The organism is Leucobacter massiliensis, from assembly GCF_002982315.1.
In the GTDB taxonomy this organism is placed as follows: domain Bacteria; phylum Actinomycetota; class Actinomycetes; order Actinomycetales; family Microbacteriaceae; genus Leucobacter; species Leucobacter massiliensis.
In genome coordinates this window covers 41,754-67,619 of record NZ_MWZD01000014.1, presented here as the reverse complement: position 1 = coordinate 67,619, position 25,866 = coordinate 41,754, and the positions used below count along the sequence as shown (strand labels likewise).

Here is a 25,866-nt window from a genome sequence, read left to right as displayed (position 1 = left end):
GGCGGCAGGGGCGGCATGGACGGAGAGGAGCTGCACCGGCTGGCCCGCGCGCGCACGGCCGAGCTGCCGGGCGCCGAGCTGACGCACCCCTTCGGGGAGCAGAGCGAGGTGTACAAGGTGCGGGGACGGATGTTCCTGCTGCTGACCGAGCACGCGGGGGAGCGCATCGTGAACGCGAAGGCGCGGCCCGCGGACGCGCGGGTGCTCCGGGAGGCCTACGGCTGGATCACGCCGGGGTATCACATGAACAAGCAGCACTGGATCTCGCTGCGGCCCGCCGCGGGCGACCCGGCCGCCGCGCAGGAGCAGGATCCGCAGCTCGTCGAGGACCTGATCACGGAGTCGTATCTCCTGGTGCTCGAGAAGAACGTCCCGAAGTCGCAGTGGCCGGTGAATCCGGCGACCTTCGGGCAGTCGGCGGAGTAGCTCGGTCCGCGCTCGGCGGGCACGCGCGCTCGGCCGTGCCTGCGTGCGTCCTCGCGTCCGTGTTACACTAGACCGACAGTCGGTCGGTAGGGATCGACCGGGCAACGGAGGACGACATGGCGCGAATCGTGAAGCAGGCGGCCGAGCGCCGCGACGAGATCCTCGACGCGGCGGGGCGCCTCTTCGTGACCCGCGGCTACGAGGCGACGACGATCGCGGATCTGCTCGAAGCGGTCGGGATCGCGCGCGGAACCCTCTACCACCACTTCCGTTCGAAGGAGGAGGTGCTCGACGCGCTCATCCGCCGCCACGGCGACCGGATGCTGGAGGGGCTGCGCGGCGTCGTCGCCTCGCCCCTGCCCCCGACGCAGAAGTTCATGGCCGGCATCGCGGCCATGTCACCGCAGGACCCCGAGCAGGCGGCCCTCATCGACGCGCTCGGCCGCTCGGCCGACACGGCCCTGTTCGCGAAGTCCCTCGAGGACCTGATGCAGCGCATGGCCCCGGTGATCGCCGAGGTGGTGCACGAGGGAGTCGCCACGGGGGAGATGCGCACCGCGCACCCGCTGGAGGCGACGCGGATCCTGCTCGCCGCCACGCACGCCCTCCTCGACAATCCGGCACTCGCCTGGAGCGCTGAACAGCGCACCGCCCAGTTCGCCGCGCTGCTCGACGCTGCGGAACGGCTGCTCGGCACCGAGCCGGGCGCCTTCGCGGCGATCGCCGCGGTTCCCGGCGATCACTCATGATCCGTCGCCTGCTCGCGGGAGATCTGCGCCGAGGCCTCGGCGCGAGCCTCGTGCTGCTCGGCCTCTTCTTCGCGACCACCTTGCTCGCCGCGGGAGGCGCGGGCACCGCCGCTCGCCTGCTCGGGGCCGTCGACGGTTTCTTCGCTGCCGCGCACGCGCCCGATGTGGTGCAGATGACGTCTGGCGATGTCGACACCGCGCGCATCGCGGAGTTCGCGGAGAGCCGGCCCGAGGTCGCCGACTGGATGGTCTCGCGGGCCGTCGTCGCGACGGGCGAGAAGCTCTGGTTCGGTGATGCCACAGCACCCGATTCCGCTTCGGTCGTGGATCACTACTTCGTGACCCAGAGCCCGGACTTCGATCTGCTGCTCGACCTCGACAACGCAGCGGTGCGGGTGGAGCCCGGGCAGATCGGCGTGCCGGTCTCCGACATGCTGCGGCACGGCCTGCGGATCGGCGACCCGGTCCGGGTGCACACCTGGGCCGGCGAGCTGAGCCTGCTCGTCTCCTCCTTCGTGCGTGACGCGCAGATGAACCCGGCCCTCGTCAGCTCCAAACGCTTCGTCGTCGCCCCCGAGGACCTGCGGCGTCTGGAGGGGCTGATCCCCTCGGCCGAGCACCTCATCGAGTTCAGGCTGCAGCCCGAGGCCTCCACGACGGAGTTCATGGACGCCTACCGCGCCGCAGGCCTGCCGCAGTCGGGGCCCGCGGTCGACGCCGCACTGCTCCGCACCATGGCCTTCCTCGGCGAGGGCCTGGTCGCCGTCGTGCTGCTGCTCGTCAGCCTGCTGCTGCTCGTCATCGGCATCATCTGCCTGCGCTTCGCGGTCGCCTCGGCGGTGCACGCCGCCTCCCGGGAGCTCGGGGTGCTGCGCGCGATCGGAGCGCCGCCGGGCTTCATCAGCCGGGCCTTCGCGGCGAAGTACCTCCTGCTCGCAGGGGCGGGGGCCGTGCTGGGCTGCTCCGCAGCCCTGCTGCTCGTCCCCGTGCTCACCGAGCAGGCGCTGCTGTACACCGGACCCCCGGCGGGCCCGGGCGCCACGCTGCTCACCGTTTCCCTGGCCTCGGCGGCGATGTTCGGGATCGTGGCGGTCTCGTGCCTGATCTCGGTGCGTGCCGCGGGCCGGGTGCCGCCGAGCGAGGCGCTGCGGCACGGTGCGATGGGCCGCAGCGCGGGCCGCTGGCGTCGCTGGTCACTGGCGCGCAGCCGCGTTCCGGTCACCTGGTATCTCGGCGTGCGAGAGCTGCAGCTCCGGCCCCGCGCCTATCTCGTCCCGCTGGGCGTGTTCACCGTCGCGGCCTTCCTGCTCGTCGTCCCGGTCAACTTCCTCACCACCGTCAGCTCGCCGGGCTTCGTGCAATACCTGGGCGTGGGGGCGTCGCAGGCGCGGCTCGACGCGCCCCTCGGCTCGGGGGACCCCGGCCTGCCCGAGCGGGTCATCGCACGCGTCGGAGCGGATCCGCGCATCGCCAGCGCCGCGCTGCTCACCACCTCCCGCTGCGCGATCCGGCCGGCCTCGGGCGAAGCGGAGACGAGCCTCGTCACCACGGGGCGGCACGACCTCTTCCCGGTGAGCTACCTCGAGGGCCGCGCCCCCTCAGCGCGCGGCGAAGTGGCGCTCTCGGTGCTGAACGCGGCGGAGTTCGAGGCTGCAGTGGGCGACACGCTTCGCGTGCAGGAGGGCGCGGGGTGGCGCGACGCCGCCGTGGTGGGGGTCTACCAGGACGTCACGAGCGGGGGCCGCACCGCGAAGACCGCGGGGACGCTGTCCTGCGGCGACGCCATCTGGGTCACCATCCCCTTCGACGCGGCGGGGACGCGGGAGGACCCCGCCGTCCTCGACGGGATCATCTCCGACTACGCGGATGCCTTCGCGGGGCTGCGCGGATACTCCATGCGCGAGTACGTGTCGCAGACGCTCGGGCCGTCGATCGGCTCGCTCGACGTCGCCGTGCGCGCCTCCCTCGCCGTCTCCACCGTCGTCGTCGCCCTGATCGCGGCGATGTTCACGGGGATCCTGCTCGCCCGCGACGCCGCAGCGAACGCCGCACTGCGCGCCCTCGGCGCCCCCGTGCGGCTCGTGCGCCGGCAGTACCTCGTGCGCCTGATCGCGCTGCTGCTCGCCGGCGTCGCGCTCGGCACCCTGCTCGCAGCCAGTCTCGGCGAAGCACTGGTGAGCGGCCTCATGTCCGTGCTCGGAGCGCCCAGCATCGCCCTGCGGCCGGATCCGCTGATCGCCTATCTGGCGCTCCCCGCCCTGCTCGTCGCAGCCGTTTCCGTCGCCACGCTGATCGTCGCGCGCTTCGCGACGGCGGCACGCCCCCGTCCCACCGAGTTCTGATCGAGGATCCCATGACCCGCCCCTCCGGCCCGCTGCTCACCGCTCGCGCCCTGCGCAAGCACTATCGCTCCGGCTCGTCCGCCGCGAGCCCGGCGCTCGACGACGTCTCGCTCGCCATCGAGCGCGGCGAGTTCGTCACGATCATGGGCCCCTCGGGGTGCGGCAAGACGACGCTGCTGAACTGCCTCAGCGGACTCGATGCGCCCGACTCCGGCACGGTCGTCCTCGACGGGAGCGCGCTCACCGCACTCACCGAGCGCGAGCGATCCGAGATCCGCCTGCGCCGGATCGGCTTCGTGTTCCAGCACCCCACCTTCCTCCCCTCGCTGAGCCTGCTCGACAACATCGTGCTCCCCGGGGTACTCGCAGCCATGCCGCGCCGCGACGCCCTCGCCCGCGCACACCGGCTGGCGAGCGTGACCGGCATCGACGAGCTCGCGGACCGCAGCGTCTCCCAGCTCTCGGGCGGCCAGCTGCAGCGGGCCGCGATCTGCCGCGCCCTCATCAACGATCCCGTGATCCTCTTCGGAGACGAGCCGACCGGCGCGCTCAACCAGGCCGCCGCCGCCGAGGTGCTCGCGCTGCTCTCCGAGACGCACCGCGCGGGCGCGACCCTCGTGCTCGTCACTCACGATGTGCGCGTTGCGGCGCGCTCCGAGCGCGTCCTCGTGATGCGCGACGGATCGGTCGTGTCGGAGCAGCGGCTCGGTGCGCTTCCGGAGGGAGCGCTCGGCCCTTCCGAGATGAACGAGCGCGAGGAACGGCTGAGCGGCTGGCTGCTGGGGGCCGGGGTATGAGCGTCGATCCTCAGTCCCCGGGGACCCGGCCGGCGGTGTCCCCGTCCGGAGCGCCCGATCCGGCGCCCGGGGGAGCCGCGGCGCCGGGAGCGTCCGACGCGGCTTCCACGCGCTCGCTCGCTCGCTTCTCGGTGCTGTGGCTGGGCCAGTTCGTCTCGAACGTCGGCTCCGGTCTCACCGCGTTCGGGCTCGCCGCCTACCTCTTCGAGCGGACCGGCGCCGCGACCAGCGTGACGCTCGTGACGCTCTGCGCGTTCCTGCCTCCCGCGCTGCTCGCGCCGCTCGCGGGCGTGCTCGCCGACCGCTTCGACCGCCGGCTCATCATGATCGCGGGAGATGGGCTCTCGATGCTGGGCCTCGCCTACATCCTGGGGGTGGCGCTGGCGGGGGACGTCGCGCCGTGGCAGATCTACCTCGGGGTGCTGTGCTCGTCCCTGTTCGGGAGCCTGCTCGATCCCGCCTATCGGGCCACCGTCACGGATCTCGTGCCCGCCGAGCACTACGATCGCGCCTCCGGCATGGTGCAGCTCGCGGCCTCCTCGAAATACCTCATCTCACCGGTGCTGGCGGGCTTCCTGTACCCGCTGCTCGGAATCGCGGGAATCCTGGTACTCGACATCGCGACCTTCGCGGTGACGGTGGCGACGACGCTCGCGGTGCGACGGCATCTGCGCCGGAGCTCGGCTGCGGCCCGGCAGGCGCCGCAACCGGAGCGGGCGGGCCGGCGCCGCGCGGAACGCCGGGGGCGCGAGCTGCTGCGCGGCTGGCGGGAGCTGACGGCGCATCCCGGGGTCCTCACGGTCGTGGGGATCATGGCCCTCGCGACCTTCTGCGTGGGTTTCCTGGAGACGCTCTTCCCCCCGATGATGCTCTCCTTCTCCACTCCGCAGACGCTGGGCGTCGTCCAGACCGTGGCCGCGACCGGCATGATCGCCGGGAGCCTGGTGCTGTCGACCGTCACGGTCACGACGCGCTATGTCCAGGAGCTGCTGATCGGACTGGGGATCGCGGGGGTGTGCATCGCGGGCATCGGGATCACCGCGAACCCGGTCGTGATCGCCGTGGCGGGATTCTGCTTCTTCGCGTCGCTGCCGTTCGTGAACACCCCCGCCGAGGTGCTCATCCGCTCGGCGATCCCGAACGCGGCCCAGGGGCGTGCTTGGGGCCTGATCAGCCTGCTCAGCAACATCGGCTTCGTGGCCGCGTTCGCGAGCGCCGGACCGCTCGCCGACCGGGTGTTCGGTCCGCTGCTCCTGCCGGAGGGGGCGCTCGCCGGGAGCCTCGGCTCCATTCTCGGCACCGGGCCCGGGCGGGGGATCGGATTGATGATCGTGCTCGTCGGCGCACTGCTCGCCGTCGCCGCTCTCTGCCTCGGTGGTTCCCGCCGGCTCGCAGCGTTCACCTCGGCCGATCCCGGATCCCGGTCTCGTGACGGTTCCGGCGAGGACCTCGCGGATCCCGCGGTGGATCAGCGGCGCTTGCGGTAGCTCTCGAGGGCGTTGCCGCCCGCCGCGATGGCACCGAAGAGCACCGCGCCGATGGGCCACACGATCCAGGCGATGCCCCAGGCATTGCCGATGAAGCCCCAGGCGAGGAAGATCGCGGCGAGCAGCGGCCAGTAGACGGCGGCGATGACGCCCACGATGCTGCGCTCGTCCTCGTCGCCGTCTGCGCTCGCCCCTCCCGCCCCGAGCTTCTCGGCCGCCGAGCGCGCCCAGCTCTGGCTGAGCAGGAGGGCGAGCCCCGCCGCGACCATCGCGAGCAGCAGCACCACGCCGAGCGACGACCAGAGCCCCTGCTCGTCGCTGCCGTCGAGCAGCAGGGAGAAGGCGATCACGGGCACGGGAGCGAGGATCCACAGCCCGATCGCGATCAGCAGCGCCCGGCCGCGTGCGCGATCGTGCTCGTCCGCGAGACGCTCCGCCCAGGCGGCGACCTCGGGCGAGGCGGCGAAGCGCCCCTCCTCGATCCGGCGGAAGGAGGCCGTGCCGCGCGACGCCGACACGAAGAGCATCACGCCGGCGGCGACGAGCACGAGCAGGATCAGGATGCCGAGGAAGGCGGCGGCGCCCTGGGAGATCGGGAGCGTTCCGGCCTCCTGCGCCACCGGCAGCGTGATGATCGCGGCGGGGGAGAGGACGAACATGGCGACGCCGAGGGCCGGGCGGAAGCGGGCACGGCGACGCACCTCGGCGTATGACTGTGCCTCGTCGAGGGTGAGGGGCGGGTGCTGCGGGCGGGCGGGCCGGGCATTCGCGGCGTGGACTCGGGGTGCCGGCTCGGGCGCGGGGTGCGACGGGGCCTGCGCGGTCGTGATGTCCGAGGCGATGCCGAGGGCCGGCGCCAGCTCGGAGAGATTGCCGAAGTCACGGATCACCTGGCCCACCGCCTCGTTCTCGGATCGCCCCTCGGCGATGAGGCTCGTGTAGGCGTCCTCCATCATGCCCTGCAGCTCGGCCTTGGCCTCGATCATGCGCGGCGTCTGCGGGTAGGCGCTGAACATCGTGTCGAGGTAGGCGATGATGACGTTCACGGTGTGGCTCCTTCGATGAAGCGGTCGACGAGGGATCTGGTGCTGCGCCACTCCTCGACCTTGGCGAGGTGGTGGGCGAGGCCGGCCTCGGTGATGCGGTAGTAGCTGCGGGGCTTGCCGGTGGGGGAGACGCCGGGGTACGAGGTGACGAGCCCGCCCGCCTCGAGGCGCTTCACGGCCGAGTAGAGCGTGGTCTGCTTGATCGCGTACTCGCCGCCGCCGACCGCGGCGATGCGCTGTGCGAGCTCGTAGGGATAGGAGGGCCCCTCGCGCAGCAGCGACAGCACGATGAGGTCGACGTACCCCCGGATCGCATCCGCGCTGATCATCGTCCCTCTCTTCGCTTGTGCTCCCTTCAACATACTACGCCTGAGATAGTACGGCAAGCGTCCGTGGGGCGATTCGCGGCGGCGCTCCCGCGCCGCTGAAGCCGCAGGGTTCACGTCCTCCCTCGCCTGCACGGGAACGCGAAAGGGAGGCAGGATCGCGGATCCTGCCTCCCTTTATTCGCGTGCGCGAGGGGGGACTTGAACTGACCTCGACCCCCTCGCGCCTCGAATCGGCCACGAGCGTTCTGCCGCATAAAATCAACGATCTACGACATATGACCTGTGGATAACTCCACCTCGACACCCCGACATACAGGTTGCTTAGCGCTTTCGTTAGCACTTTTGACGACCGTGCTGAACGGTGTGGTTGCGAATGCGAATGCAACGGCCACACGTTCACCGTCGCTTCTTCCATCGAACCAAGACGACGACCGGGACGCAGGCCGCCAGCGTCATGAGTGGGATAGGCGTGATGGGAAGCACAGTGATGGTGAGTGCTCCGAGGATCGCGATGAGGGGGTCACTGAGTGCCCAGCCGATTTGCATGACGATGCTGAGGTCGCCTGCCGGTGTATTGACGGGGGCGAGCAGGCTCGGCGGCAGTGGCCCCTTCAACGCGTTGCTGAGGCGTAGGGCGAGTGTGAGGGCACCGACCACGACCGCTCCGGCCAGCGGAAGCCCGAGTGCGACTCCGGTGACGAATGCAGTGATGGTTGCAAACGTGGTGAGAACCGCGAGCAGAGTCATGAGCGGAAACAAGGTGTGAAGGAGAACGAGGCGTCTATCGCTGATGCCGTATAGCGGGTAGTCGCCCGCTACATAGGCGGCGTGCTGGAGCCCTTTGGTGAGTGGGCCAGTCGCGCTGTAGATCACAACTCCGGCTATACCTGCGAGTAGCGCGGCCGGTGCGCCAGGTAGGAATGAGAGCGTGATCAGGGCTGCGGCTGCGGCGGTCGCGGTGATGGCTCCGAATGACCGGCCGGGCGTTCGCGCTTGTCCGACCGCATCGCGGAGGAGGAACGTCACCCACCGGTGTCTGCTGGGGTTGATGGCGCGGATGTTGCGCCCGAGGTGTGGTTCGGACTCGTAGACGGACGTCGCTGCGCGGAAGTCGAACGAGAACGAGAACGCTGTAGCCCGTTCCCACTGCGCCGCCTGCGTACTGAGTTGCATCCCGGTAACTCGGCTGAGCAGCACCGGAGTCATGACGATGGAGGCGGAGGCAAGCCCCGCCATGCCCGCCAATGAGAGAACACCCGATCCCGATAGCGGATAGCTCGATCCCGCCCACCCCCATGGCGTGAACGTGAGCATCTCCGGTATCCAAAAGCTCATTCCCGCAACTATGAGCATGGTGAGCGCACTCTGGAACGCAGCGCGGGGGAAGATCTGCCCGAGCAGCCACAGCACCGCGGTGACGACACCGGCAGCACCGGCCGCGGCAGCGAACATGATCACGTCTCCGAGCTGTGCGTGACCGTCACCGAGCAGGGCCATTCCTACGAGCACGGCTCCGGCAGCGCAGGCGCTGATGATGATCGCCGCTGAGCGGAGTACCGGCCGTCGGAGAGTGCGGGCGCGGCGGATGCTGCTGCCGGTCAGAGCGTGCAGCAGGAACGGTGGCAAGAGCGCCGGGCCGCGCTTCCGCCCTGCCAGCAATGCTCCGGCCCAGAGCGCCACGAGAATCAACGACACCGCGGCGGAAGCGTCGGCAGACGTCAGGACTACCAGCCCGGCCTGGCTGCTCGCGATCAGCCACAGGGCACGGATAACGGGCACGATCACGATCGCGGCGACCAAGAGGAAGGCATAGAGCGCGTAGGTCTTATCGCCGCCGGATCGTGCTCGCCGCGCCCGCCAGATAGTCGATGCCGCCGACAGCTGCGGGGCGCTCATGGTTGCGCCCCGAGTGTGATGGTGAGGTCCGCGGTGCGAGCCGAGAGGATGCTGCTGTGCGTAGCCGCGATGATCGTTGCCCCGGCTGCTCGGCGTTCCAGCATCGCCTGTGCGAGCATTTCGACCCGGCCAGGGTCGAGGTGTTGCTCGGGTTCGTCGAGAAGGAGCACGTCGAAGGGGCGCACGAACACCAGCGCAAGGCCGAACAACTGGGTCTGTCCGGAGGAAAGTTCATGCGGAAACCTTGTCCCCAGTGCGGTGAGACCGAACTCCGCGAGCACGCGGCGAGTCACCGGCTCCACCGTGCCGGCACTCGTCTCCCAGGTCGAGGCTACGAGCGCGACATGATCGAACACCGTCAGGTCCGATGCCATTGGCGGCAATCCGATCATGGCTGCCACCCTGCGCCGGAACTCGGGATCGCGTTCGTTCACTGGCTGGCCGCCCACCTGCACGGTGCCCGTTGTCGGTCTGATGCGGCCCGCCACGGCGCGAAGGAGCGTCGTCTTTCCCGACCCGTTCTCGCCCCGCAAAGCGACGACCTGGCCCGTTCCGGCCTGGAACGTCGTTGATGGGAGCAGGAGCGTGTCATTGGCTGTCACGCTCACCGCATCTACGCCAACGAGCGACAGCAAGACACGGGCCGGGTCTTCGGTGTTCTTGGCTGTCGAAGGAGCAGGCTCAGAAGGTTTGTTTGATTGAGAATCTTTGGGATGCACAATTCGCCTTTGGTCGCGTGCGGGCATTCGGGACTGACCGATGCCGCCCACGACAGCGCGACGAACGTTCAGCGCTCATGAGCGAGCGCGCCAGAGTCGAGCTACTTAGCCGTGGGCAGCGGGCAGACCCGACGGGGCACGCGAGCGCACCGTTCCCCGCGTTCCCGGCGCAACGGGGCGGCGCAGTTGCCAAGCCCCCGGTGTCGCCGAACGAACAAGCGACGGCTGTACAGGCGTGAAGAACCTGTGAGACAGGGTACGAGCGAACTGGAGGAAGAGCGGAACCGCAGCGACCAGCGCGAGCGCCAACAACGCGAACGCGAACGGAAGCGGAACATCAGGAGTCAGCGGCAGCACGCCCAAATACAGCAACAGCAAGGTGAGCTTGATCGACACCCAACGCTTCTCCACAAAACTCACCTCCAGCCACCACCAGAGTATCTGACCGCGGCTGCCGACCCAGATTCGTTCCGTCCTACGGAGGCCCCTTCTCTGAAACGCACCGCCTTCTCTTCTGAATGGAGGAGGACCAAGCCCCCGAAGACCGGCAACGCGCGCGTGATAGACGTGGACGAGGACACCCTGAAAGTGCTCGCCTCCTACAAGGTCGCCCGCGCGGAACTCTCGTTCACTCTCGCCAAGGCCGACGCCTACGTATTCGGAGACGACGACGGGCTCCTGCGTTCACTCGATGCGATGACGAGCCGGTGGGATCGCCGCATGAACTGGCTCACCAAGAAGTACGACACCATGCACCGGGTCACGATCAAGGGGTGCGTCACACGCACGCGACCCTGCTGCTCGAACTCGGCGAGCCTCCCAAGGTCGTTCAGGAGCGGTTGGGTCACTCAACGATCACGACGACGATGAACATCTACTCCCACGTCACTCCGACCATGCAACGCTCGGCCGTCGACCGCTTCGCTGCGCATCTGAGCTCCTGAGACACAACGCCTCACCCGACAGTGCAGCGTTTCCCGAGCCCGCTACTTGCCGTTTGCGGCAGCCCCGGTCAGGAAGGCTCCCAAGGCACGCGAGAACTCGTCGGGGGCTTGGATGTGCGACTGGTGGCCCGCTCCGGGGATGATGTGCAACTGCGCGTCGCGGATGCCTTGCGCGAGCCACCTGGCTGCCGGAAGGTTCGGGCGATCCTTGGAACCGCACAGCACGAGCGTCGGCACCGATACCGCGGCAAGCCGCGCCGAGAAATCCACTCGGCCGACCGCTTGCAGCACGGGGAGCATCACGTCTTTCGCTGCTCCCTGCTTCTCGAAGACGGATGACGGAAGCATGCGCATCACCGCTGACTGCACCGCCATGAGCGCCCTCGGCGGCTTCACCTGGCCCGCGGCCAGCGTCAACGATCGCACACGTTTCGGATGATCCAGCGCGAGTTGCAGTGCGATCATCGCTCCGAGCGACAAGCCGCACACATCGGCCTGCTCGATCCCCAAGCGGTCGAGTTCATCCACCACGAGGGCCGAGGCTCCCTCAAGGCTGAACGCCGATGCCGCACCCGAGCCAGCTCCGTCGAACACATCGACTGCTACGCCCTCGAAGCCCGATGGCAAGGCGGCACGCTGCGCATCCCACACACCAGGCACCTCGGCCAAACCATGCAGGAACACCACGGAACGGACGGAAGACATGCCCTATGTTCTCAGGTCGCGCTGACACTGCCATGCGCGCAGACGCTAGAACACGATGACGCCAACGGCAACGCTTAGCACTTTTTCTAGCACTTCCAACGCAAACGACCCCCGACCCGGGAAGTGTTAGCCCAGGTCAGGGGCCATTTCATTCGCGTGCGCGAGGGGGGACTTGAACCCCCACGACCGGAGTCACTGGAACCTAAATCCAGCGCGTCTGCCAATTCCGCCACTCGCGCGCGGGTGCCGACTGGGCACCGCGCCCAGCTTAGCGCTCCCGGGGGAGTGCTGCGGCCGGGTGGCTGGGTTCGAGGCTCCGCCCCGGGACCGGGCGCGCGAGGCGGCAACGGCCGCCTCGCCGCTCACTCGACGACGCGTGCGCCCTCGGGGAGCGCCGCGCCCGCGGGCACGCGCACGGTGACGTAGCCGCTCTCCGGCGTGGTGGCCGGCGCAGCGGCCTGTGCGACGGGAGCCGGAGCGGCCGGCCCAGCCTGGCTCGGCTCCTGCAGCTCGGCCTCGATCGACCCTGCGGTGACGGCCTTGCGGCCGCCCCCGTGGTGGCTCATGCGGTCGATCCAGGCGAGGGCGATGGCCGAGACGATGAAGGCGAGGTGGATGACGACCTCCCACAGCACGCCGTCGTAGGAGTAGATGACGTTGCCGTTGGCGTCGACGACCTCCCCGTTGCGCATGCGCCCCACCTCGATGAAGGTCTTCAGCAGGTGGATCGAGGAGATCGAGATGATCGAGATCGCGAGCTTCACCTTCAGCAGGTTCGCGTTGACGTGCGAGAGCCAGTCGGGTTCGTCGTGGTGCCCCTGCACGCGGATCTTCGAGACGAAGGTCTCGTAGCCGCCGATGATGACCATGATGAGCAGATTCGCGATCATGACGATGTCGATCAGCGCGAGCACGCTGAGCATCACGTCGGTCTCGCTGATGTGCCCCTTGATGATGGCCTTCTCGACGAGGTGCCAGAGTTCGACGAAGAACAGCACGACGTACACCGCCTGCGCGATGATGAGACCGAGGTAGAGGGGCGCCTGCAGCCAGCGGCTCGCGAAGATGAACCCGGCGAGCGTGCGCGACGCTCCGCTGGGTCCGCGCTGCGTGCTGCGTTCGATGAGTGCTCCTGAACGGTTGGTCACGGGCGTCCTTTCACTGCGGTTCTGGACAGATCGTAGCCTTGGATCGCGTTCGGATTTCTGTGAATGCGGCAGCAGCCGCGCCGCACCGCGCTCAGAGCTGGAGGATGGCGCGTGCGATGAGGAAGTAGATCACGAGCCCTGAGGCGTCGACGAAGGTCGAGATGAAGGGGTTCGAGAAGACCGCCGGATCCACGCGCACGGCACGGGCGAGCAGCGGCATGCAGCCGCCGACGGCCGCCGCGACGGTGCACACCGCCAGGAGGGTCAGCGCGATGACCGCGCCGATCGCCGGGGAATAGGCGAGCCCCGCGATCGCGAAGCCGAGAGCCCCCAGCAGCAGTCCGAGCAGCGCCCCGGTGCGCAGTTCCCGGCCGAGCACCCGTCCGATGTCGCGCGGGCGCACGTCGCCGAGCGCGAGCGCGCGGGTGACGGTCGTGGCCGCTTGATTGCCGGTGTTGCCGCCGGTGCCGATGAGCAGCGGCACGAAGAGCGCCAGCACGGTCACCTGCTCGAGCGTCGCCTCGAAGACGGAGAGCACCTGCACGGTGAGGGTCGCCCCGACCGCCAGCACGAGCAGCCACACCACCCTGGAGCGCACCAGGCTCCGCACCGGAGTCGAGAGGTAGGGACGGCGGAGCGGCTCCGAACCGCCCTGCCGCGCGGAGTCCTCGCTCTCCTCCAGTTCCAGGATGCGGACCGCGTCGTCGATGGTGAGCATCCCGACGAGGCGCTGCTCGCTGTCGACGATCGGCAGGGCGAGCAGCGAGAGATCGGCGCAGCGCCGGGCCGCAGCCTCGGCGGGGTCGCTCGCCGCGGCGGTGCGGGGCTCGCTCATGATCGCCTCGATGGCCGTCCCGCCCGAGGCGCCGAGCAGTTCACGGAGGCTGACGACTCCCACCACGCGCCGCCCCCGGTCGAGCACCGGAATCGTGTAGACCGTCTCGGCCGTGCCGAGGCGCGCACGCACGCGGTCGAGGGTGTCGCCGACGGTGAGCTGCGGGTGCGTGGTCACGTACTCGGGCGTCATGCGCCGCCCCGCGCTGCCCTGCGGATAGCCCAGCAGGCCCGCGGTGGCGAGCCGTTCGGGCTCCGGCAGTCCCCGCAGCAGCCGCGTGACGATTGCGGCGGGGAGCTCCTCGAGCAGCCACGTCCGGTCGTCGGGGTCGAGCTCACCGAAGAGGCGCGCCACCTCGGCGTCCTGCAGCCCGTGGACGAGGTCGCTCTGCAGCGCTGGCGGGAGCGCCTCGAAGGCGTCGAGGGCGCGGTCCTTGGCGAGGAGGCGGAAGACGACGGCGCTCTGCCGACGGCTGAGCCGTTCGAAGACCTCCACGAGGTCCTGGACGGGCAGTGCGGCGGCGGTTGCGGTCAGCGCCGCGAGGTCCCGACGGGCGAGCTGCTGCTCGATCGTCGACGTGGCGCTGTCGATGATGCGGATCTGCTGAGTGGTCATGGCGGCGCTCCTTGCTGGGGTGCGCCTCGCCGTGAGCGCGCACCGGGGTGGGGATCCCGGGAGCGCGCAGGCCCCGCTCAGCCGGAGGAGCCGAGGGAGGCGCGCGCGGAGCCCGGGCGTTGATGGCAACTGTCACTGGGCATGCGTCTCACCTCGATTCCTCGGCCGGAACGGCTGGTCAGGGGCCGCGGCATGGGCCGCGAACGGTGTTCCCTCGCACACCCTAGCACGGGGTATGATGGTCCCCGCGAAGGGGAGTATTCCGATTCGCCCGTATCGTCAAGACGCCGAGCGCCGACCGCCCGGCCGGTGCGGGCGCGGCGGCGCAGCGGCGCCCGCCGGGAAGAGACCTTCGGTGTCCAGCGCACCCGCGCAAGCCGAAGGAAAGAGAAGCCCTCCAGTGAACACGGTTCTCCCCGTCTGGTTCGAGATCGGATCCATGATCGTGCTCGTCGCGATCCTGCTCGTCGATCTCCTCCTCATCATCAAGCGACCGCACGTCCCGAGCATGCGGGAGGCCAGCCTGTGGGTCGGCTTCTACGTGCTCCTGGCGCTCGTCTTCGCGGGCTGCATGTTCCTGCTGGGGGACGTGCAGCACGGCACCGAGTTCCTCGCCGGCTGGCTCACCGAATACAGCCTGTCGATCGACAACCTGTTCGTGTTCGTGCTGATCCTCGGCAGTTTCAAGGTGCCGACCGCGTATCAGCAGCGCGCGCTGATGATCGGGATCATCCTCGCCCTGATCTTCCGCGGGCTGTTCATCCTGGCCGGTGCGGCGATCATCGAGCGCTTCATCGCCGTGTTCTTCGTCTTCGGCGCCTGGCTCATCTGGACCGCGTGGCAGCAGGTGAAGCCCGGCGGGCACGAGGAGCAGGGCGACGGCTTCGCGGTGCGCCTCGCCAAGCGCTTCTTCCCCTTCAGCGACCACTACGACGGCGGCAAGCTGCGCACCACGGTCGACGGCAAGCGCATGTACACGCCCTTCCTGCTCGTCCTGATCTCGCTCGGCGCCACGGACCTGCTGTTCGCGCTCGACTCGATCCCCGCGATCTTCGGCATCACGCAGAGTCCCTTCATCGTCTTCACCGCGAACGTCTTCGCCCTCATGGGCCTGCGTCAGCTCTACTTCCTCCTGGGCGGCCTGCTCGAACGGCTCGAGTACCTCAAGTACGGGATCGCCGCGATCCTCGCGTTCATCGGCGTGAAGCTGATCCTGCACGCCCTGCACGAGAACGAGCTGCCGTTCATCAACGGCGGTGAGCACGTGCCGGTGCCCGAGATCAACACCTGGTTCTCGCTCGGCTTCATCGTGCTCGCCATGGGGGTCGCCACGGTCGCGAGCGTCGTGAAGGTGCGCCGCGAGGCGCGGGCGCACGGCGAGCGCCTGCACCTGGGCGCGGCGGAGCCGCACGAGGAGCGTCCCGGGGATCGCTGAGCTCGCAGGCCGCCGCGGGGAGGCTCCGCTCCGCGCGACGGCCGGCTTTCCGGGGCTCTCGGCCGGGGGCAGCGGGCGGGGGAGAAGGCCGCCCGGTGGTAGACTCTGGCCCATGCGTTCGCAGCGGCAGCTCCTTCACAGCCGCGGCGGGGTCTAGTCCTTCGGTCACCCGCCGCGGAGTTCTCGCCTGGCCGACCGCCGCGCCGGGAATCGATCACTTTCGCGCGGTGTTGAAGAACACGGTGTCATGGACACGGAAATCGGGAAGAGAAGCCATCACATGAGCGAACAGAATGCTGCCGGGCGCGCGGTCGAGGCCGCGGCGCGACCCCGCACCCTCGCCGAGAAGCTGTGGGACGATCACGTCGTCGTCAAGGGAGAGAACGGCGAGCCGGACCTCATCTACATCGATCTGCACCTCATCCACGAGGTGACGAGCCCCCAGGCCTTCGACGGCCTGCGCATGGCCGACCGCCCGCTGCGCCGCGTCGACCTGATGATCGCGACCGAGGACCACAACACGCCCACGCTCAACATCACGCGCGAGATCGAGGACCCCACGAGCCGTCTCCAGATCGAGACGCTGCGCAAGAACGTCGCCGAGTTCGGGGTTCGCGCGCATCCGCTCGGCGACAAGGAGCAGGGCATCGTCCACGTCGTCGGGCCGCAGCTGGGGCTCACGATGCCGGGGATCACCGTCGTCTGCGGCGACAGCCACACCTCGACCCACGGAGCCTTCGGCGCCCTCGCCTTCGGCATCGGCACGAGCGAGGTGGAGCACGTCATGGCGACGCAGACGCTGCCGCTCAAGCCCTTCAAGACGATGGCGATCAACGTCGAGGGCGAGCTGCGTCCGGGCGTGACCGCGAAGGACATCATCCTCGCGGTGATCGCGAAGATCGGCACCGGCGGCGGGCAGGGGTACGTGCTGGAGTACCGGGGATCCGCGATCCGCGGGCTCTCGATGGACGGCCGCATGACGATCTGCAATATGTCGATCGAGGCGGGCGCCCGCGCCGGCATGGTTGCCCCCGACGAGATCACCTTCGAGTACGTGAAGGGCCGTCCGCATGCGCCGCAGGGTGCCGACTGGGACGCCGCGGTCGAGTACTGGAAGACGCTGCCCACCGACGAGGGCGCGGTCTTCGACGCCGAGGTCTTCATCGACGCGAACGAGCTGGAGCCCTTCGTGACGTGGGGGACGAACCCCGGCCAGGGGGTGCTGCTCAGCGAGCGTGTGCCCGATCCGGCGCAGATCGCCGACCCGAACGAGCGCGCCGCCGCGGAGCGGGCACTGGAGTACATGGATCTCGAGCCGGGCACCCCGATGAAGGAGATCCCCGTCGACGCCGTCTTCATGGGGTCGTGCACGAACAGCCGTCTCGACGATCTGCGCACCTTCGCCGAGCTCATCAAGGGCAAGCGGAAGGCCGAGGGCGTCCGGCTGATGGTGGTTCCCGGCTCGGCGCGCGTGCGCTTCGAGGCGGAGCAGGAGGGCATCGACCGCATCGTCGAGGAGTTCGGCGGCGAGTGGCGCTTCGCGGGCTGCTCCATGTGTCTCGGGATGAACCCGGACCAGCTCGCCCCCGGGGAGCGCTGCGCCTCGACCTCCAACCGGAACTTCGAGGGACGCCAGGGCAAGGGCGGCCGGACGCATCTCGTCTCGCCGCTCGTCGCCGCTGCGACCGCGATCCGCGGCACGCTGTCGAGTCCCTGGGATCTGCAGGACGACGCCGCGAAGGGGATCACGCACGATGCGCCCCCGCGCGAGGCGGACGCCGCCCCCGTGCGGCGGCGCCTGCCGATCATGCCCGCTGACGAGAAGGTCGAGGCCTGAGAGATGGACAAGTTCACCACGATGACGGGGATCGCCGCGCCGCTGAAGCGGTCGAACGTCGACACCGACCAGATCATCCCCGCGGTGTTCCTGAAGCGCGTCACCAAGACCGGCTTCGACGACGCGCTGTTCTTCCACTGGCGGCAGGATCCCGAGTTCGTGCTCAACCGGCCCGAGTACCAGGGTGCCAGCATCCTGGTCGCCGGCCCCGACTTCGGCACCGGCTCGTCCCGCGAGCACGCGGTGTGGGCGCTGCGCGATTTCGGCTTCAAGGTGGTCATCTCGCCCCGCTTCGCCGACATCTTCCGCGGCAACGCCGGCAAGCAGGGCCTGCTCGCCGCGCAGGTCGAAGAGAGCGATGTCAAGCGGCTCTGGGCGGCGATGGACGCCGAGCCCGGTGCCCGGCTGACCGTGAGCCTCGAGGACCGCACGGTCTCGCTCGGCGAGTTGACCGTGCCGTTCCAGGTGGACGATTACACGCGCTGGCGGTTGATGGAGGGACTCGACGACATCTCCCTCACCCTGCGCAACGAACAGGCCATCACGGACTTTGAGGCGCGACGCCCGAGCTGGATGCCGACAACGACCCCGGTGGAGGCCGCGTGAACGCGAGCGAGATCAACGACGAGCAGGCAGCCGAGGAGGCGCAGTCGCACCCCGCGGCCGCGACGAGCGGTGACGATCCCGGGCTGAAGCAGGACGCCCGCAAGGCGGGGGCTCGTGTGGGGCTCACCTCCGACGAGATCATCATCAACGGCGGCCGGCCCCTGCGCGGCCGCATCGAGGTGCGCGGTGCGAAGAACCTCGCCCCCAAGGCGATGGTGGCGGCGCTGCTCGGCAAGACCCCGAGCACGCTCCGCAACGTGCCGAACGTCTCCGACATCCGCGTCGTCGCCGGCCTGCTCGCCCTCCACGGGGTGCTCATCACCCGCGGCGAGGACCCCGGCGAGTGGCGCTTCGACCCCTCGAACGTCGAGGTCGCCCATCACGCCGACATCGACGCCCACGCCGGTTCGTCGCGGATCCCGATCCTGTTCTGCGGTCCGCTGCTGCACCGGCTCGGCGAGGCGTTCATCCCCGACCTCGGCGGCTGCCGCATCGGCGACCGCCCGATCGACTTCCACCTCGACGCGCTCCGCAAGTTCGGTGCCGTCGTGGAGAAGCTGCCCAGCGGGATCAGCCTGACCGCGCCGGACGGGCTGCACGGCGCGAACATCGAGCTGCCCTACCCCTCGGTCGGGGCGACGGAGCAGGTCCTCCTGACGAGCGTCCTCGCGAAGGGCCAGACGGAGCTGCGCAACGCCGCCATCGAGCCCGAGATCATCGACCTCATCTGCATCCTGCAGAAGATGGGGGCGATCATCACGGTCGAGCCGAACCGGGTGATCTTCGTGGAGGGCGTCGAGGAGCTGCGCGGCTACGACCACCACGCCATCTTCGACCGCAACGAGGTGGCCAGCTGGGCCTCGGCGGCGCTCGCGACCGGCGGCGACGTGTTCGTCGGGGGCGCGCAGCAGGAGGAGATGATGACCTTCCTCAACGTCTTCCGCAAGGTGGGCGGCGACTTCGAGGTGCGCGACGACGGGATCCGCTTCTGGCACCCCGGCGGCGAGCTCAAGCCCGTGACGATCGAGACGGACGTCCACCCCGGTTTCATGACCGACTGGCAGCAGCCGCTCGTGGTCGCCCTGACCCAGGCGCAGGGCGTCTCGACCATCCACGAGACCGTCTACGAGAACCGCTTCGGCTTCACCGACGCCCTGAACAAGATGGGCGCCGACATCCAGGTGTTCAAGGACGGCCTGCACGACGAGCAGCGCCGGGTCAACCGGCGTGAGTTCGAGCAGGCGGCGGTCATCGCGGGGCCGACGCCGCTCTCCGGAGCCGAGATCGAGGTGCCCGATCTGCGGGGAGGGTTCAGCTACCTCATCGCCGGCCTGACCGCGGAGGGCCAGACGAAGGTGACCAATCTGGGGATCATCTCCCGCGGCTACGAGAACTTCATCGAGAAGCTGCGCCAGCTCGGCGCCGACTTCATTTTCGAGGGCTGAGCTGCCGCGAATGCGGTTCCCGGGGCGCCATGCAGCTCCGGGCGCCCCGCTTCGGGATAATTGGAACATGATCGACACGGTGAAGCTCCGCAGCCGCTCCTCGGCGGAGAAACGACGACCCTCCGTGTTCTGGCTGCTGGCGTCCCTGATCCTGCCGCTGTGGTCGCTGATGGTGCGCTATCGCTTCACCCCGCAGTCGCGTCTGCCGCGCAGCGGGCCCTTCATCCTGGCCCCCAACCACTTCAGCGAGATCGATCCCGTGGCGATGGGCGCGGCGGTCTGGCACCTCGGCCGGCTGCCGCGCTTCATGGCGAAGGCCAGCCTGTTCTCGGTGCCGGTGCTCGGCCGGCTGCTGCGCTCCTCGGGCCAGATCCCGGTGGAGCGCGAGGGATCGACGCGGGTGCGCGGCGCCGACGGCAGCCCGATGGGCGCAGCGGGGGCGCTGATCGAGCGCGAGGCGGGCGTGATCGTCTACCCGGAGGGCACGCTGACGCGGGATCCGGAGCTGTGGCCGATGCGCGGCAAGAGCGGCGCGGTGCGGCTCGCCCTGGAGACCGGCATCCCGCTGATCCCGGTCGCGCACTGGGGCACCCAGGAGCTCATGCCGCGCTACGCGAAGCGGATCCATCCCTTCCCCCGCAAGACCATCCGGGTGGCGGTCGGCGAACCCATCGACCTGAGCCGCTTCGCGGGCCGGCACCCCGACCAGCGAGTGATCGCGGAGGCGACGGCGGAGCTGATGGACGCCATCACGGAGCTGCTCGCCGGGCTGCGGGGGGAGCAGCCTCCCGCCGAGCGGTGGGATCCGAGCAAGCACCAGCAGAGCGAGACGGGACGTTTTTGAGTACCGCGCAGATTCCCGTCGTCACCGGCAGCCGCTCGCGCAACCGCGGGCGCAGGGTGGCGGTCGTCGGCTCCGGAAGCTGGGGGACGACCTTCGCGAAGGTCCTCGCCGACGCCGGATGCGATGTCACCGTCTGGGCGAGGCGCCCGGAGGTCGCGCACGAGATCCAGGTCGCGAAGCGCAACAGCCAGTACCTGCCGGGTATCAACCTGCCGAAGGGGCTGAAGGCGACGAGCGATCTCGCAGCGGCGCTGAAGGGCGCGAGCCTGGTGTTCCTCGCGGTCCCGAGCCAGACGCTGCGGCAGAACCTGCTCGACCTCGAACCGTACCTCGACCGGCGCAGCGTGCTGGTGAGCCTCGTGAAGGGCGTGGAGAAGTCGACGACGATGCGGATGTCGGAGGTCATCGCCGACGCGCTCGACCTCGATCCGGCGCGCATCGCCGTGGTCTCCGGCCCGAACATCGCGCTCGAGATCGCGAAGGAGCAGCCGACCGGGGCGGTCGCCTCCTGCGCCGATCTCGGCGTGGCCCAGGAGATCGCGACCGCGGTCTCCGCACCCTACTTCCGGGGCTATGTCAACACGGATGTCGTGGGGACCGAGCTCGGCGGCGTGCTCAAGAACCTCATCGCCCTTGCGATCGGCATCGTCGACGGCGTCGGCTACGGCGAGAACACGAAGGCTGCGATCATCACCCGTGGCCTCGCCGAGATGACGGAGTTCGCGGTCGCCTCCGGCGCCGATCCCGCAACGCTCTCCGGCCTCGCCGGCCTCGGTGACCTCATCGCGACCTGCCAGTCGCCCCTCTCGCGCAACAACACGGCCGGTCGGCTCATCGGGCAGGGCTACACGCAGGAGGAGACCCGCGAGCAGATGCAGCAGGTGGCGGAGGGGATCACCTCCGTGCACCCCGTGCTCGAACTGGCCCGCGAGCGGGGCATCACGATGCCGATCGTCGAGCAGGTGCAGATGGTGCTCAGCGGCACCATGGCCCCCAAGAACCTCGGCCCGCACCTCGCCACGGAGGACGAGGTGCCCCAGCCGGAGCTCAGCCTCGGCGGGCCCCGTCCCGGCCGCCTGCGCCGCCTGCTCGACCGACTGAAGGGAAGCCCCTCGTGAACACCGCCGCCCAGCGCACCGTCGTCCTCCTCTTCGGAGGGCGGTCGAGCGAGCACGGCATCAGCTGCGTGACCGCTGCGGGCGTGCTCCGCGCCATCGACCGCGAGCGCTTCGCGGTGATCCCCGTGGGCATCACCCGCACCGGTGCCACGGTGCTGATGCGCGAGGAGGATCTCGAAGGCTTCCGGCTCGACGCCCCGCAGCTTCCCGAGGTGCGCGACAACGGCACCCGCGTGCTCTGGCCGGCCTCCACCGAGACGCGTGCGCTGACGGTGATCGACCAGTCCGGCTCGCTGCGCAGCCTCGGCCACGTCGACGCCGTGCTGCCCATGCTGCACGGCCCCTACGGGGAGGACGGCACCGTGCAGGGCATGCTCGACCTCGTCGACCTGCCCTATGTCGGCAGCGGCGTGCTCGCATCCGCGCTCTGCATGGACAAGCACGCCGTGAAGACGGTCCTCGCGGACTCGGGGATCGCCGTCGCGCCCTGGCGCACGGTGACGCGCGAGCAGATCGCCCGCGAGCCGGAGCTGATCGGGCGGCTCGACGACGGGCTGAGCTACCCGCTGTTCGTGAAGCCCGCCCGGGCGGGCTCCTCGGTGGGGGTGAGCCGGGTCACGGATCCCGCCCAGCTTCCCGCGGCGCTCGAGACGGCCTTCGCCGAGGATCGCACGGTGCTCGTCGAGTCGGGCGTGAGCGGGCGAGAGGTTGAGATCGCGGTGCTGGAGGGGCGCGGGGACGAGGGCCCGCGCACGAGCTCGGCGATCGGCGAGATCGTCTTCACGGGCCGCGAGTTCTACGATTTCGAGGCGAAGTACCTCGGCGCCGCCGGTGTCGAGCTGGCGCTGCCCGCCGACGTCACCGACGCCGAGTTCGCGGCGATCCGGGACGCCGCCGTGCTCGCCTTCGAGGTGACCCAGTGCGCCGGCCTGGCCCGCATCGACTTCTTCCTCACCGCCGAGGGGCCGGTGCTCAACGAGATCAACACCCTGCCCGGGTTCACGCCGATCTCCATGTATCCCCGCCTGTGGGCGGAGAGCGGGCTCGGCTACACGGAGCTGATCACCGAGCTCATCGAGCTGGCGATCGCGAAGCGCCCCGCCTACTGAGGGCCGGGACGCCGCTCGCTTACCGTGGCTTCGCGGCGGCGGTCGAGGCGCGGGCGGGATCTGCGTGCGTGGGCGGAGTCGGCGCGTCGAGCCGAGCCGGCGCCGCCGGGCCCCGCGCCGGCTACAGCTCCAGGGAGTCGCTGAGCGCAGTGCACTTGCGCTCCTGCGGGAGGAGCTGCACCACGGCGCTCAGGTCGAGCACCGCCTCGGTGCCGCTGACCTGCTCGGAGTCGACGAATACCACGAGCCCGGGGTCGCGGCCGTACGCCTCGAAGCGGTAGATCGGTGCGGCCGAGTCGTCGATGATCCAGTCGACGCCGTTGACGTTGACGCAGCTGTCCGTGGTGGGGCCGCTCGGCTCGATCCCGCACTGCAGCTGCACCGCCGCGGGATCGCCCCACGCGCCGGTGGCCTGCGCGTTCGTGGTGCGCTTGGGCAGTTCGGCGACCGTCGAGGGGAGCCGCACGATCACGTCGGCGCACGCCGGGTCGTTCGCCCCCGGCGCGGCGTCCATCGGCACGTCTCCCGCGCAGGCGGTGAGCAGGGAGGCCGCGCCAGCGAGCGCAGCGGCGGCCGCGCACGCTCGAAGTCCGGGAGATCTCACCCCGCCAGCTTAGCGCCGCCCGTCTGGGTGCGGGCCCCGGCCTGCCCTCGCCTGCTAGCTTGGGGGCGTGATCGATCGAGGCGGCCCGACCGTGGGCGAACTGGGCGAGGACGGCGTGCTGCCGCGCGTCCTGAGGCGCCTCGGGGCGGCCGCGGCCTCCGAGGTGGGCCCCGGCGACGACTGCGCCGTGCTGCGCGTGTCCGGGGACGCGGTGGTGACGAGCGACACCATGATCGAGGGGCCCGATTTCCGGCTCGCCTGGCACGACGGCTTCGAACTCGGATGGAAGCTCGCCGCCACGAACCTCTCGGACGTCGCGGCGATGGCCGCGACCCCCACGGCGCTCACCGTCTCGCTCGCGGTCCCGCACGACACGCCCGTCGTGCTGCTCGAGCGGATCGCGGAGGGGCTCGACGCCGCCTGCCGCGCCCTCGCGCCCGGTTGCGGGATCGTGGGCGGCGACCTGGGACGGGCGCCCGTGGTGACCGCCGCGGTGACGGCGATCGGCGAGCTCGCGGGCGCCCGGCCGGTGCTGCGATCCGGGGCCCGGCCGGGCGACGTGCTCGCGTACGCCGGCGAACTGGGGCTCGCGGGCCTGGGGCTCTCGCTGCTGTTCGCGGAGGCCGCGGAGGCGGACGGCACCGCGCACGATCGCACGCTCGGCGAACTGTGGGCGCGGCATCCCGAGGCGCTCGCCGCGCAACTCGCCCCGACGCCGCCGATCCCGCTCGGGCCGGCCGCCGGCCGCGCGGGGGCGAGCGCGATGATGGACGTCTCCGACTCGCTCGCGATCGACGCGCACCGCCTCGCGCGTGCGAGCGGGGTGCGTCTGCGGCTCGATCGTGCGCGCCTGGAGGCGGCGTTCGGCCGTCAGCACGGCGCGGAGGTTCCGCTGGAGGCGATGCTCACCGGAGGGGAGGATCACGGCCTGCTCGCGACGTTCCCGGAAGGGATAGCGCCGCCCGCGGGCTTCGCGGTGATCGGCTCGGTCGAGGGCAGCGCTGCGACGGGGGCCGCCGAAGCGCGGGTGCGCCTCGACGAGGAGCCGCTCGAGGCGCGCGGCTGGGATCCCTACCGAGTGTGGCCGCCCGGCTCCGGCTCCTGAGCCGGCTCCGCCGCGAGCCGCAGCGCCGCCCACAGTTCGGCCCGAGTGTCGGGGGAGTCGAGTTCGGCCTGCAGCAGCGCCGCCGCCGTCTGGATGCGCGCCCGGAGCGTGTGACGGTGCACGCCGAGCTCGGCGGCGGCCGGGCTCGTCTGGCCGTGATGGGCCAGCCAGGCTCGCAGGGCCGCCTCGATGCCGTCGCCGTGGCGGCGGTCGTGCTGCCGGATCGGCGCGAGCAGGCCCTCGGCCCGTTGCCGGCCCTCGGGGTGCTCGCCGAGCAGGTGCAGCACGCCGTCGTGCAGCGCCGGCAGGTAATCGACGGGGCCCGGCGTCGCGGAGCTCCGCGCGTGATCGAGGGCCCGGTCCGCCTGCCCCAGCAGCTCGGCGAAGTGGGGGAGTGCGCCGCGCTCCGAGAGTCCGGCAGGCACGCCGCGGGCGAGCAGCAGGCGGCGGATGGCCGGAAGGTGCCGAGTCTCGCTGAGGATCAGCTGCGCTCCCTCGTGTTCCGCGATCAGCAGGCCGGGACTGCCGGAATCGAGCGAGCGGAGTTCGGTGAGCAGCTCGGGATCGCGCGACTCGGGCAGGCGATAGCGCGCGACGACGATCGGTCCATGGGGCAGTCGCGAGAGCGCACCGTCCGCGAGCTGCTCGGCGAGTGCGAAATCGCGCGCGAGCAGCAGGCGTACGACGGCCTGCCGCAGCGCTGCCTGGGCGCCGTCGATGCCGCTGCGGTGCTCCAGCTGCACGGTGGCGATCGCCGCGACGAGACCGATCAGGGTCCGCTCTGCGGTGTCGGGCGTGCCGTGCCCTTCGACCGCGAGCACGCCCAGCACGCGGCCCGGCCGTCCGAGCGCCTGCATCTGCATCCCGCCGCCCTCTCCCTCGATGCGCCCGGCGCTCAGGCCGCGCTCCACCAGGTGCCGGGTCTCGCGGCGCACCCACTCGGCCGGGAGCTGAGCGCGTGCGGCCTGCGGAGCGAACTCGACGATGCGGCCCGCCCGGTCGGTGACGCACACCCAGCGTCCCAGGCGCGCCGCGGCCTCGCGCACGGCGGCGCCGAGGCCGTCGCGGTGCAGGGAGGCCGTGGCGAGCGCGCGCTGGGCGTCGAGCGCCCACAGATCCCGCTCGCGGGTGCGCGCGTCGAGCAGGCGCGCCGCCGTCTGGACGATCTCGATGAAGGCGGTGTCGTAGGGGACGCGGAAGAGCGGCAGCCCGAGCCGGTCGCAGGCGGAGACGATGCTGGGCGGCACGCGGTCGAAGTGCAGGCCGACGGCGACGCCGAGCGCCGTCACCCCCGCGTCGATCAGGCGCCGCACATAGGCGTCGGCGTCGCCCTGTCCGCCCACGGCCGCGAAGCGCGCCCCGGTGGTGAGCAGCACGGTGCGCGGCGGCAGGAACGGGGTCGGATCCTCCAGCTCGCTCACGTGCACCCACTGCACGGGGCGTGCCGCCGCCTGCGCGGATTGGCCGGCGATGAGCACGAGGCTGAGCTGGTACTGGTGCAGCAGCTCGCCAAGCTCGATGGTCGGCTGCGGCGACGGCGCTTCCCGTGCGGCGGCTCCCGCCCGTGCCGCCGGCGGCGCAGTGGACGGCGTGTCGGCCGTCGCGTTCGGCTCTGCCATGGATCCCCGATTCCGGCTTGTACAGTGTGGCGAAAGCAGGCGCTCTCGTCGTCCATTCTGGCACGTCGCTGCGGGGTCCGGCCCGGCTAGGCTGATCCCGAATCAC

The 25,866-nt window shown here is 70.4% G+C and carries 24 protein-coding genes and 1 tRNA gene; 14 read left to right on the top strand and 11 right to left on the bottom strand.

What is annotated here, in order from left to right; all coding sequences use genetic code 11:
* Window positions 1-15: 15 nt before the first annotated feature.
* The 5 genes from B4915_RS04530 (at window position 16) to B4915_RS04510 (ending at window position 5,801) form a co-directional block, all read left to right on the top strand.
* Window positions 16-426: an MmcQ/YjbR family DNA-binding protein gene (locus B4915_RS04530; protein WP_105804653.1), complete on the top strand. Its 411-nt coding sequence runs from the start codon at window positions 16-18 to the stop codon at window positions 424-426.
* A gap of 116 nt (window positions 427-542) precedes the next feature.
* A complete protein-coding gene (locus tag B4915_RS04525) occupies window positions 543-1,175 on the top strand; it encodes a TetR/AcrR family transcriptional regulator (RefSeq protein ID WP_105804652.1) in 633 nt (210 codons plus the stop codon).
* Window positions 1,172-3,517 carry an FtsX-like permease family protein gene (locus B4915_RS04520; protein WP_105804651.1) on the top strand — a complete coding sequence of 782 codons (2,346 nt, stop codon included), beginning with the start codon at window positions 1,172-1,174 and terminating at the stop codon, window positions 3,515-3,517. The genes B4915_RS04525 and B4915_RS04520 overlap by 4 nt, the downstream gene beginning before the upstream one ends.
* A gap of 11 nt (window positions 3,518-3,528) precedes the next feature.
* Window positions 3,529-4,314, top strand: coding sequence for an ABC transporter ATP-binding protein (locus B4915_RS04515; RefSeq protein WP_105804650.1), 786 nt, complete (start codon window positions 3,529-3,531; stop codon window positions 4,312-4,314).
* Window positions 4,311-5,801, top strand: coding sequence for an MFS transporter (locus B4915_RS04510; RefSeq protein ID WP_105804649.1), 1,491 nt, complete (start codon window positions 4,311-4,313; stop codon window positions 5,799-5,801). Before B4915_RS04515 ends, B4915_RS04510 begins: the two co-directional genes overlap by 4 nt.
* Here the strand turns inward: B4915_RS04510 and B4915_RS04505 are convergent.
* From B4915_RS04505 to B4915_RS14395, 5 genes are all read right to left on the bottom strand, one after another.
* On the bottom strand, window positions 5,783-6,847 hold the full coding sequence (locus B4915_RS04505) for a permease prefix domain 1-containing protein (protein ID WP_105804648.1): 1,065 nt from the start codon (window positions 6,845-6,847) through the stop codon (window positions 5,783-5,785). The genes B4915_RS04510 and B4915_RS04505 overlap by 19 nt on opposite strands.
* Window positions 6,844-7,176, bottom strand: a complete 333-nt coding sequence (locus B4915_RS04500) for a PadR family transcriptional regulator (protein ID WP_105804647.1) — start codon at window positions 7,174-7,176, stop codon at window positions 6,844-6,846. The genes B4915_RS04505 and B4915_RS04500 overlap by 4 nt, the downstream gene beginning before the upstream one ends.
* Before the next feature lie 396 nt (window positions 7,177-7,572).
* Entirely contained in the window at window positions 7,573-9,072 is a 1,500-nt protein-coding gene (locus B4915_RS04495; protein WP_105804646.1) for a hypothetical protein, read from the bottom strand.
* Window positions 9,069-9,674, bottom strand: a complete 606-nt coding sequence (locus B4915_RS04490; protein WP_245907340.1) for an ABC transporter ATP-binding protein — start codon at window positions 9,672-9,674, stop codon at window positions 9,069-9,071. The genes B4915_RS04495 and B4915_RS04490 overlap by 4 nt, the downstream gene beginning before the upstream one ends.
* A gap of 222 nt (window positions 9,675-9,896) precedes the next feature.
* Window positions 9,897-10,187 carry a hypothetical protein gene (locus tag B4915_RS14395; RefSeq protein ID WP_146120023.1) on the bottom strand — a complete coding sequence of 97 codons (291 nt, stop codon included), beginning with the start codon at window positions 10,185-10,187 and terminating at the stop codon, window positions 9,897-9,899.
* 377 nt (window positions 10,188-10,564) lie between these two features.
* Between B4915_RS14395 and B4915_RS14885 the strand changes: the two genes are divergently transcribed.
* A complete protein-coding gene (locus B4915_RS14885; RefSeq protein ID WP_281258192.1) occupies window positions 10,565-10,735 on the top strand; it encodes a tyrosine-type recombinase/integrase in 171 nt (56 codons plus the stop codon).
* Between the two features lie 42 nt (window positions 10,736-10,777).
* Here B4915_RS14885 and B4915_RS04480 read toward each other — a convergent pair whose 3' ends face one another.
* The 4 genes from B4915_RS04480 to mgtE form a co-directional block, all read right to left on the bottom strand.
* Entirely contained in the window at window positions 10,778-11,440 is a 663-nt protein-coding gene (locus tag B4915_RS04480) for an alpha/beta fold hydrolase (RefSeq protein WP_105804644.1), read from the bottom strand.
* Window positions 11,441-11,597: 157 nt separating this feature from the next.
* Window positions 11,598-11,679: transfer RNA gene (locus tag B4915_RS04475), tRNA-Leu, on the bottom strand.
* A 123-nt stretch (window positions 11,680-11,802) separates the two neighbouring features.
* Window positions 11,803-12,588, bottom strand: a complete 786-nt coding sequence (locus B4915_RS04470) for a TIGR00645 family protein (RefSeq protein ID WP_105804643.1) — start codon at window positions 12,586-12,588, stop codon at window positions 11,803-11,805.
* A gap of 91 nt (window positions 12,589-12,679) precedes the next feature.
* The gene (gene mgtE, locus B4915_RS04465; RefSeq protein WP_105804642.1) at window positions 12,680-14,038 is read right to left on the bottom strand and encodes a magnesium transporter; all 1,359 of its coding nucleotides are present in this window, start codon (window positions 14,036-14,038) and stop codon (window positions 12,680-12,682) included.
* A gap of 400 nt (window positions 14,039-14,438) precedes the next feature.
* Here mgtE and B4915_RS04460 point away from each other — a divergent pair, with 400 nt between their 5' ends.
* The 7 genes from B4915_RS04460 (at window position 14,439) to B4915_RS04430 (ending at window position 22,432) form a co-directional block, all read left to right on the top strand.
* A complete protein-coding gene (locus B4915_RS04460; protein ID WP_105804641.1) occupies window positions 14,439-15,473 on the top strand; it encodes a TerC/Alx family metal homeostasis membrane protein in 1,035 nt (344 codons plus the stop codon).
* A 280-nt stretch (window positions 15,474-15,753) separates the two neighbouring features.
* The gene (gene leuC / locus B4915_RS04455; protein ID WP_105804640.1) at window positions 15,754-17,310 is read left to right on the top strand and encodes a 3-isopropylmalate dehydratase large subunit; all 1,557 of its coding nucleotides are present in this window, start codon (window positions 15,754-15,756) and stop codon (window positions 17,308-17,310) included.
* A gap of 3 nt (window positions 17,311-17,313) precedes the next feature.
* Window positions 17,314-17,916, top strand: a complete 603-nt coding sequence (gene leuD / locus B4915_RS04450; protein WP_105804639.1) for a 3-isopropylmalate dehydratase small subunit — start codon at window positions 17,314-17,316, stop codon at window positions 17,914-17,916.
* Window positions 17,917-18,032: 116 nt separating this feature from the next.
* Window positions 18,033-19,361 carry a UDP-N-acetylglucosamine 1-carboxyvinyltransferase gene (gene murA, locus B4915_RS04445; RefSeq protein WP_105804809.1) on the top strand — a complete coding sequence of 443 codons (1,329 nt, stop codon included), beginning with the start codon at window positions 18,033-18,035 and terminating at the stop codon, window positions 19,359-19,361.
* Between the two features lie 67 nt (window positions 19,362-19,428).
* Window positions 19,429-20,205, top strand: a complete 777-nt coding sequence (locus tag B4915_RS04440) for a lysophospholipid acyltransferase family protein (protein ID WP_181158456.1) — start codon at window positions 19,429-19,431, stop codon at window positions 20,203-20,205.
* Window positions 20,202-21,323 (top strand): NAD(P)H-dependent glycerol-3-phosphate dehydrogenase, encoded by a 1,122-nt coding sequence (locus B4915_RS04435; protein WP_105804638.1) that lies wholly within the window; start codon window positions 20,202-20,204, stop codon window positions 21,321-21,323. The genes B4915_RS04440 and B4915_RS04435 overlap by 4 nt, the downstream gene beginning before the upstream one ends.
* Window positions 21,320-22,432, top strand: a complete 1,113-nt coding sequence (locus B4915_RS04430; protein ID WP_105804637.1) for a D-alanine--D-alanine ligase family protein — start codon at window positions 21,320-21,322, stop codon at window positions 22,430-22,432. Before B4915_RS04435 ends, B4915_RS04430 begins: the two co-directional genes overlap by 4 nt.
* Window positions 22,433-22,553: 121 nt before the next feature.
* On the opposite strand, the gene B4915_RS04425 is transcribed toward B4915_RS04430, so the two are convergent.
* Window positions 22,554-23,036, bottom strand: a complete 483-nt coding sequence (locus tag B4915_RS04425; protein WP_245907339.1) for a DUF3515 family protein — start codon at window positions 23,034-23,036, stop codon at window positions 22,554-22,556.
* 67 nt (window positions 23,037-23,103) lie between these two features.
* Here B4915_RS04425 and thiL point away from each other — a divergent pair, with 67 nt between their 5' ends.
* On the top strand, window positions 23,104-24,141 hold the full coding sequence (gene thiL / locus B4915_RS04420) for a thiamine-phosphate kinase (protein ID WP_245907338.1): 1,038 nt from the start codon (window positions 23,104-23,106) through the stop codon (window positions 24,139-24,141).
* Here thiL and B4915_RS04415 read toward each other — a convergent pair.
* The gene (locus B4915_RS04415) at window positions 24,108-25,760 is read right to left on the bottom strand and encodes a PucR family transcriptional regulator (RefSeq protein ID WP_105804635.1); all 1,653 of its coding nucleotides are present in this window, start codon (window positions 25,758-25,760) and stop codon (window positions 24,108-24,110) included. The two genes, thiL and B4915_RS04415, sit on opposite strands and share 34 nt — an antisense overlap.
* Between the last annotated feature and the right edge of the window lie 106 nt (window positions 25,761-25,866).